This is a genomic window from Clostridium sp. (assembly GCF_051654825.1).
In the GTDB taxonomy this organism is placed as follows: Bacteria; Bacillota; Clostridia; order Clostridiales; family Clostridiaceae; genus Clostridium.
Window position 1 is genome coordinate 1 of the sequence record NZ_JBOFYU010000070.1, and the last position, 8,101, is coordinate 8,101.

General features: G+C 28.5%; 9 protein-coding genes and 1 pseudogene. 9 read left to right on the forward strand and 1 reads right to left on the reverse strand.

Annotated features, from left to right (window positions below):
• From ACRDBA_RS04495 to fsa, 5 genes and pseudogenes are all read left to right on the forward strand, one after another.
• A pseudogene (locus tag ACRDBA_RS04495) lies at positions 1 to 139 on the forward strand (D-ribose ABC transporter substrate-binding protein); the annotation flags it as partial.
• A gap of 132 nt (positions 140 to 271) precedes the next feature.
• Entirely contained in the window at positions 272 to 1,273 is a 1,002-nt protein-coding gene (locus tag ACRDBA_RS04500) for a LacI family DNA-binding transcriptional regulator (RefSeq protein WP_438571727.1), read from the forward strand.
• Positions 1,274 to 1,291: 18 nt separating this feature from the next.
• Entirely contained in the window at positions 1,292 to 2,104 is an 813-nt protein-coding gene (locus ACRDBA_RS04505; RefSeq protein ID WP_438571728.1) for a transketolase, read from the forward strand.
• A gap of 12 nt (positions 2,105 to 2,116) precedes the next feature.
• On the forward strand, positions 2,117 to 3,046 hold the full coding sequence (locus ACRDBA_RS04510) for a transketolase family protein (RefSeq protein WP_438571729.1): 930 nt from the start codon (positions 2,117 to 2,119) through the stop codon (positions 3,044 to 3,046).
• A gap of 126 nt (positions 3,047 to 3,172) precedes the next feature.
• The gene (fsa, locus tag ACRDBA_RS04515; RefSeq protein WP_438571730.1) at positions 3,173 to 3,829 is read left to right on the forward strand and encodes a fructose-6-phosphate aldolase; all 657 of its coding nucleotides are present in this window, start codon (positions 3,173 to 3,175) and stop codon (positions 3,827 to 3,829) included.
• A 155-nt stretch (positions 3,830 to 3,984) separates the two neighbouring features.
• Here the strand turns inward: fsa and ACRDBA_RS04520 are convergent, their stop codons facing one another.
• Positions 3,985 to 4,509, reverse strand: coding sequence for a GNAT family N-acetyltransferase (locus tag ACRDBA_RS04520; protein WP_438571731.1), 525 nt, complete (start codon positions 4,507 to 4,509; stop codon positions 3,985 to 3,987).
• A 187-nt stretch (positions 4,510 to 4,696) separates the two neighbouring features.
• Between ACRDBA_RS04520 and ACRDBA_RS04525 the strand changes: the two genes are divergently transcribed.
• The 4 genes from ACRDBA_RS04525 to ACRDBA_RS04540 form a co-directional block, all read left to right on the forward strand.
• A complete protein-coding gene (locus ACRDBA_RS04525) occupies positions 4,697 to 5,122 on the forward strand; it encodes a hypothetical protein (protein WP_438571732.1) in 426 nt (141 codons plus the stop codon).
• 132 nt (positions 5,123 to 5,254) lie between these two features.
• Positions 5,255 to 6,607 (forward strand): MATE family efflux transporter, encoded by a 1,353-nt coding sequence (locus ACRDBA_RS04530; protein ID WP_438571733.1) that lies wholly within the window; start codon positions 5,255 to 5,257, stop codon positions 6,605 to 6,607.
• A gap of 106 nt (positions 6,608 to 6,713) precedes the next feature.
• Positions 6,714 to 7,307: a GNAT family N-acetyltransferase gene (locus ACRDBA_RS04535; RefSeq protein ID WP_438571734.1), complete on the forward strand. Its 594-nt coding sequence runs from the start codon at positions 6,714 to 6,716 to the stop codon at positions 7,305 to 7,307.
• Positions 7,308 to 7,562: 255 nt separating this feature from the next.
• A partial coding sequence (locus ACRDBA_RS04540; RefSeq protein ID WP_438571735.1) for a pentapeptide repeat-containing protein occupies positions 7,563 to 8,101 on the forward strand: 539 nt, incomplete at its 3' end.

Sequence of the window (8,101 nt, forward strand, 5' to 3'; positions counted from 1 at the left end):
AAAAGGTGAAATGATAGCAACGGTAGCTCAACAACCAGATTTGATAGGTGCATTAGGAGTTCAATTAGCTGAAAAAATATATAATGGTGAAAAAGTAGACTCAGAAATAGCAGCAGATTTAAAAGTAGTAAGCAAGTAAGAATAAAAGTTAGATTAGCTCTTTAAAAGGAGTTAATCTAACAAATAAATAAAATTTTATTGAAAAAAATAGTATATTAACATGAAATATGGTATAATTTTGAAAAACATTTAAAGTTAAGAGGTAATATATATGGCAAAGGCAACGTTGGTAGATATAGCTAAAAAGGCAAATGTATCTAGAACCACAGTATCAATGGTGTTAAATAAAAAAGAAATAAATGTATCAGATGAAACAAGAAATAGAATATTTGAAGCAGCAAAGGAATTAAATTATATACCAAACTCTTTAGCTAGAAGCTTAAGTACTAATAAGAGCTATACCATAGGATTTGTAATTCCAGACATAGAAAATCCATTTTTTGCAGAAATGGCAAAGGCAATAGAAACTGAAGCTGAAAAGCATGGCTATAGCATAATCTTGTGTAACACATTTAATAGTGGCAAAAAAGAAGAAGAATATATAACATTGCTGATTAGCAAATTAGTTGATGGAGTTGTAATTGCTGCAAGTGGTGAAAGTAATAGATCAACAGAACTTTTAAAGGGAAATAACATTCCATTTGTAGTTGTAGATAGACATATTAATGAAGAGGAAGATTTTAATGGAGTCTTTTGTGACAATGGAGATGGAATAAGGTTAGGTGTAGAATACCTAGTAAATAAGGGATATAAGAATATAGCCTTTGTTGGAACAGATAAAAATGAAGTAGTTAAAAATTCAAGATTAATGTACTTTTGTGAATTAGCTAAGGAATATAATGTTTTTAATAAAGAACTTATAGATAGTGGAGATATTTCATTAGATGGAGGAATTATAGCTACAGAAAAGTTAATAAAGAAAGGGTTACCTATAGATGTAATATTTTATAGTAGTGATGTTATGGCTATAGGTGGAATGAAATGTTTATTAAGAAAGGGATATAAGATACCGGAAGATATAAGTATTTTAGGGTATGATAATATAGGAATATGCTCCTTTATAGAGCCAGAGCTAACAACTATAGCTCAACCTATATATAATATGGGAAAGGAATCTTGTAATTTATTAATAGAAATAATAAATAGCAAAAGTAAGGATAAAAAGGTAATAAATTTAGATCCATATTTAGTAGAAAGAAAAACAATAAAATAGATTGGTTGGTGGATAGTAATGAATAAAGAAAATTTAATTTCAGTATCTAAAGAAGTAAGAAAAAATATAATAGAAATGCTTTATGAATCAAAGTCAGGTCATCCAGGTGGATCATTATCTTGTGCGGATATAATTACATACTTATATTATGAAAAAATGAATGTAGATGTAAATAATCCTAAGGATGAAGACAGAGACAGATTTGTATTAAGTAAGGGGCATGCAGCTCCAGCTCTTTATTCTGTTTTAGCAGAAAAGGGATACTTTAATAAAGAAGAGTTAAAGAATTTAAGAAAAATAGGAGCATTACTTCAAGGTCATCCAGATGCTAAAAAGATTCCAGGTGTTGATGTATCAACAGGATCATTAGGTCAAGGAATTTCTAATGCTACAGGAATGGCAATAGGATTAAAATGCCAAAAGAAAACATCAAAGGTTTATGCAGTTTTAGGAGATGGTGAACTTCAAGAAGGTTTAGTTTGGGAAGCAGCAATGGCAGCAGCTCATTATAAGCTAGATAATTTAGTAGCAATAGTAGATTTTAATGGATTACAAATAGATGGGAAAAATGAAGATGTTATGGGAATAAGCCCACTAGATAAGAAGTTTGAAAGCTTTGGATGGAATGTAATTTGTTGTGATGGACACGATTATGATCAAATAGATGAAGCATTTAAAAATGCTGATGAATGCAAGGGTAAACCAAGTGTAATCATTGCTAAAACAGTAAAAGGTAAGGGCGTAAGCTTTATGGAAAATGAAGCAGGATGGCATGGTCAAGCACCAAATGCAGAACAAACAGAAAAAGCATTAGAAGACATTGCAAAGTAGGAGGATTTAAGAATGGGTAAGGCAACAAGAGAATCATATGGAATGGCATTAGTAGAGCTAGGAAGAGAAAACGATAAGGTTGTAGTATTAGATGCTGACCTTTCTAAATCAACAAAAACAAATGATTTTAAAAATAATTTTAGTGATAGATTTTTCAATGCTGGAATAGCAGAACAAAACTTAATGGGAATGGCAGCTGGGTTAGCTAACGTAGGAAATATACCATTTGCAAGTACATTTGCAGTATTTGCAACAGGAAGAGCCTTTGAAATAATTAGAAATTCAATTTGTTATCCAAAGATGAATGTTAAAATTGCTGCAACTCATGCAGGAATTACAGTTGGAGAAGATGGTGGTTCACATCAATCTGTTGAAGATATAGCACTTATGAATTCACTTCCAAATATGACTGTAATAGTACCAGCTGATCATAGAGAAGCTATGCAAGCAACTAAGGCAGCAGCAAACTTTGAAGGACCTGTTTACTTAAGATTTGGTAGATGTAATACAGAGGATATATTTGATGATAATTATAAATTTGAAATCGGAAAGGGAGTTCAAATAAGAGAAGGTAATGATATAACAGTAATAGCAACAGGTATGATGGTTCAAAAGGCAATAGAGGCATCTAAGGAATTAGAAGCAGTTAGTGGTTTAGGTGTAAGAGTTATAAATATGGCTACTATAAAACCAATAGATAGAGAAATAATAATAAAGGCTGCAAAAGAAACAAAAGCTATAATTACAGCTGAAGAACATTCAATTATAGGTGGACTTGGAGCAATGGTATCACAAGTTGTGTGCAGTGAATGTCCAACTAAGGTTAGAATGATAGGAATTCAAGATACCTTTGGTGAATCAGGAACACCAGATCAATTAATGGAAAAGTACGGTTTAACTACAAAGGCAATTGTAGAAGAAATTAAGTCAGTGTTAGGTTAGAATAATAAGGTTTTAAAATTAATAGAATAGTAATAACAAAGTATATTATAAAAGGTTCTAAAATATTCAAATACTTAAAAAATGTAATTGAAATATAATTTTAAAAATTGATTGGAGTGGATTAATATGAAAATATTTATTGATACAGCAAACATTGAAGAAATCAGAAAAGCAAATGAGTTAGGTGTTATTTGTGGGGTTACAACTAATCCATCATTAATAGCTAAAGAAGGAAGAGATTTAAAAGATGTAATAAATGAAATTTGTTCAATAGTTAATGGTCCAATTAGTGCAGAGGTTATGAGCTTAGAGTCTAAAGGAATGGTTGAAGAAGGGATTAAGCTTTCAGCAATGCATAAAAATATAGTCATTAAAATTCCTATGTGTGAAGAAGGATTAAAGGCTGTAAAGGAATTATCATCTAAAGGAATAAAGACAAATGTAACATTAATATTTTCACCACTGCAAGCATTATTGGCAGCAAGAGCTGGTGCAACTTATGTTAGTCCATTTTTAGGAAGAATGGATGATATAGGTAATCCAGGAATAGACTTAATCAAACAAATAGCAGAAGTCTTTGATATTCATGCAATAGAAACAGAAATAATATCTGCAAGTGTTAGAAATCCTATGCATGTTTTAGATGCAGCATTAGCAGGATCACATATAGCAACAATACCATATGGAGTTATTCTTCAAATGACAAAGCATACATTAACAGATATAGGAATTAAGAAATTTATTGCAGATTACGAAAAGGCTTTTGGAAGTGAAACAAAATAGTTATAAGTTAAGATAGAGAAGCAGTAAGAGAGAATAGTGAAGAGGTATACTAACCTTTCAACTATTCTCTTTTTACTTTTAGATAAGAGAAATATCTTAACGGGCTAGTTTTCTACTTTTTAACTCTAAAAAACTACTCACTTTTACTTATTAGCTTAAATGGTAATCCAGTATCGCTGAAATACATCTCCATTTAAAGTATCTTCTGAATGAATGATTCCACCATTATTAATAATAGTTTTAGCTGAAGCTATATTAGATTTTGAACAAGTAATTAAGGCTTTAGTAATATTTAATTTTTTACATTCATTAAGAGCAAGCTTAAGCATTTTAGTTGCATATCCTTTTTTTCTTTGAGAAGGAACTATATAATAGGCAATATGTCCACCTCTAAACTTAAGATTCGGGGTTAAATTATGACGAATTGAAATTACGCCAATAATATTTGAATCTTTATTTAGTAGCCAAAAAACACTTTCAGGAACCCATCCTTGGGGTAAGTTTATTCCCTGTGAAGTGAGATGTAGTTTTTCAATATCATCTTCAAAGGTATTATTATTAGATATTGGAATAAAAATATCAAAACCTGTTTTTTTTATGTCTAGTTTATATTCTTCAACCATATTCAAGTATTGAGTTTTATATATTAAGTTTGGTAGAACTAAGTTTATTTTACTCATATTAACGCCCCTCTCATAATTTATATATATTATATAATATTTGTAATAATTTAGTAAATAAATAAAAAAATAGATAAATACATTAAAAAAATAGATTTATTTGACTTAGAAATTTAAAAACAATGAATTTATTATTTAAGGAAGTTATGGTAAAATATAGTTAGAAGAATTTATCAGGGGGACAGCAATGAGACAAGGATGTATAGAGGAAATAGTAATAAATTATTTAAAGGAAAAGGTTACAGAGGATTTAAGAGACGAGTTTGTTAATGCTGCTATACATTTTAATATAAATGAAAATGTATGCACTATTTATGACAGCATGAGAATTGAATACATGCTTAATAAAATAGACTCAGAAGAGATAATGGATTATATTGAATTATGCTCAACTTATGGATATATAATTTATAGAGCTGTTCAAAATAAAGAATTTGAGCCGGATGATAGAATAGAAGCACTGCAAGTAGTATTAGAAATTAGCAATATTATCACGAGTTATGTAACAATGAGAATAGATGAAAATCAATTATATAAAAAGCTGAATTATTCTATAGACAAGCTTGAACTTAGTGATGATTGTAATGAAAAGGTTTTAGAACTTATTCAATAAAGAAATTTAAATGTATGTGAGGAATAATTGATATTAAAAGGTAAATATTAGTCTATATTATTTTAATTATAATAATATAGACTTTTAATTTTGTATAAGAATATATCTTTATAAAAATAGAGAGGTAAAAACATGATAGACATGACAAAGGGCAATCCAAATAAGTTAATATTAAAATTTGCATTGCCTATGATAATTGGAAATATATTTCAGCAAATTTACAATGTTGTAGATACCATTATAGTAGGTAAATTTGTTGGAATAGATGCTTTAGCAGCAGTAGGATCATCATTTGCTATTATTTCATTTATAACATCTATAATAATAGGGTTAAATATGGGATCGGGAATTATATTTTCTCAATATTATGGGGGAAATGAAGTAAAGAAGCTTAAAAATACTTTGTTTACATCATTTTTATTTATTGGAGCTGTAACTATAATATTAATGGTTATATCACTAGGTCTTATAGATGAAATACTTATGTTATTTAATATGCCAGAAAATCTAATCTTAGATTCTAAATCATATTTAATAATAATTATATTAGGGTTATTTTTTACATTTGTTTATAACTGGGGGACATCATTACTTAGAGCAATTGGAGATTCTAAAAGACCGTTATACTTTTTGATAATAGCTGCAATAGTTAATATAGTTTTAGACTTAGTATTTGTTTTAGTGTTTAATTTAGGAGTTAGGGGAGTGGCTATAGCAACTATTATTGCCCAAGGAATATCAGCAGTATTAAGTATAATTTATGTTTTAAAAAAGGTAAGCTTTATAAAGCTTAAAAAGGAAGATTTGAAATTTAATAAGAGTACTTTTAATTTAGTAGCAAAGTATTCTATTTTAACATCTATTCAGCAATCTATAATGAATTTTGGAATACTGATTGTTCAAGGGTTAGTAAATACATTTGGAGCAACAGTAATGGCAGCATTTGCGGCAGGAGCTAAAATAGATTCTATAGCTTATATGCCAGTACAGGACTTTGGAAATGCATTTGCAACATATGTGGCTCAAAATAAGGGAGCTGACAATAAAGAAAGAATAAAGGAAGGAGTAATAAGTGCAATTAAAACTATAATTATTTTTTGCATTATAACTTCATCATTAATTCTTATTTTTTCTAAAAATATAATGTTATTATTTGTGGATAAAACTGAAGTAGATGTTATAAATTTAGGTGTTGAATATATTTCAGTTGTTGCGGTATTTTATGTTTTAATAGGATTTTTATTTATGTTTTATGGATTATATAGAGGTCTTGGAAGATTAAGAATGTCAATAATATTAACTGTAATATCACTAGGAACAAGAGTGGTACTAGCGTATATATTATCAGAAACTCCTCTAGGAGCAAGTGGAATTTGGTGGTCTATTCCCATTGGATGGCTACTTGCAGATATTGTAGGCTTTAGAGTATATTTTAAGGACATTTGGGCTAAAAATCATAATAAAAGTATATATAATATGGCATAAAAGTACTATAATTACAAGGCATAAGACCTTAATCTTAATAAGTTCTTTTAATATAATATAGAAAAAGATTTAGAAAGTCTTTTAATTATGAGAGAGGGATTATATTATGAAGAATTTAAATTTAAGAGATGCATCGGAATCTGATGCCGCCAGTATCGCTGAACTTATATATGCTACAGAGGATGAACCAGAGTATGTATGGGGTCAGGGCACAAAAAGAGAAACATTAAGCAGAATTGAATGGCTAGTTAAAAGTGAGGGGTCTAGATATTCTTATACTAAAATAAAGGTTGCAGAATTAAATGGAAAAATATGTGGAGCAATAATATTGCTTAAAAATGAAGAAATATTTAACTTAGATATTAAGACTAGCTTAAAATTAGTTTCTTTAATTAAAGGGATAAAAAGAAAGTTATTATTTATTAAAGATGTATTTTTTAGTTATGGATTAAATGAAAGTGATGATGGGGAAATGTATATTGCTAACCTTGCTACATCGCCTGAAGTTAGAGGAAAAGGAATAGGAAAAGAGCTTATGAAGCTAGCAGAAAAAATGGCTAAGGAAAATGGCTACTCAAAATGTTCCTTGTTAGCAAAGGATGCGAATATAAGGGTATTTTATGAAAAATTAGATTATAAGTTTGAGAGAGAAGAAAAATTTTGTTCTCATAGCTTATATAAAATGATTAAAATAGTATAAAAATATATTAATATAAATTAGATAGGAGCCTAAGGCTCCTTTTTTAGTATATAAAAGAATATAGAGAGCTTTAAATGTTTGAAGTAAGGTAGATATTATTATAAAATAGCTTTAGTATTACTAGATTTAAAAAAAATTCAGTATTAGTGATTGAAAATAAAAATATTTAGAAATAGTAATAATAATAAGGGCATTTGTGATAGAATGTAATAACATAATAAAAACATAAGCTTACGAGCTTTATTGGAGGATAAAATGGCTAGAAACAATAGTGTAAAAGGAAATTTTCATTATAATAATACAGAAAAACAAAATAAAAACTTTATGTATAAGAACTTAACTAGAAGTAACTGTTATAATAGTAGCTTTGCAGGTTCAAATTTTAACTTTACAAGTTTTAGAGGAGCTCATTTTAAATCATGTGATTTTTATGGATGTAGCTTTAAGCAAGCTGAGTTTATAGGAACTAACTTAAAAAATAGTAAGTTTAGAACAGCAACATTTGAAAATGCTATTTTTGATTCAGTAAATTTAGATGAAGTAGACTTTAGAGATGCTAAATTTATAAATACTATATTTATAAATACTGATGTAAATAAAGCTAAAAACTTACCGTGGGGAGATCCTAATGTGAAGGTTTTAGAAGAGGCTCCAGAAATACATATAAGTGAAGAACTAGAAAATGCAGTTAGAAATGCTATGACTAATGAGTTTGTTAGAGCTTCAAGAGTATTAGATACTAAAGATGGTGGTTTAAATACTTTAAATTTATCAATATTATTAGAAGATTTTAC

Bases quoted from the DNA above. Each gene is read 5' to 3' on its own strand.
- ACRDBA_RS04500 (WP_438571727.1), top strand. From the start codon at position 272: ATGGCAAAGGCAACGTTGGTAGATATAGCTAAAAAGGCAAATGTATCT.
- ACRDBA_RS04505 (WP_438571728.1), top strand. From the start codon at position 1,292: ATGAATAAAGAAAATTTAATTTCAGTATCTAAAGAAGTAAGAAAAAAT.
- ACRDBA_RS04510 (WP_438571729.1), top strand. From the start codon at position 2,117: ATGGGTAAGGCAACAAGAGAATCATATGGAATGGCATTAGTAGAGCTA.
- fsa (WP_438571730.1), top strand. From the start codon at position 3,173: ATGAAAATATTTATTGATACAGCAAACATTGAAGAAATCAGAAAAGCA.
- ACRDBA_RS04520 (WP_438571731.1), bottom strand. From the start codon at position 4,509: ATGAGTAAAATAAACTTAGTTCTACCAAACTTAATATATAAAACTCAA.
- ACRDBA_RS04525 (WP_438571732.1), top strand. From the start codon at position 4,697: ATGAGACAAGGATGTATAGAGGAAATAGTAATAAATTATTTAAAGGAA.
- ACRDBA_RS04530 (WP_438571733.1), top strand. From the start codon at position 5,255: ATGATAGACATGACAAAGGGCAATCCAAATAAGTTAATATTAAAATTT.
- ACRDBA_RS04535 (WP_438571734.1), top strand. From the start codon at position 6,714: ATGAAGAATTTAAATTTAAGAGATGCATCGGAATCTGATGCCGCCAGT.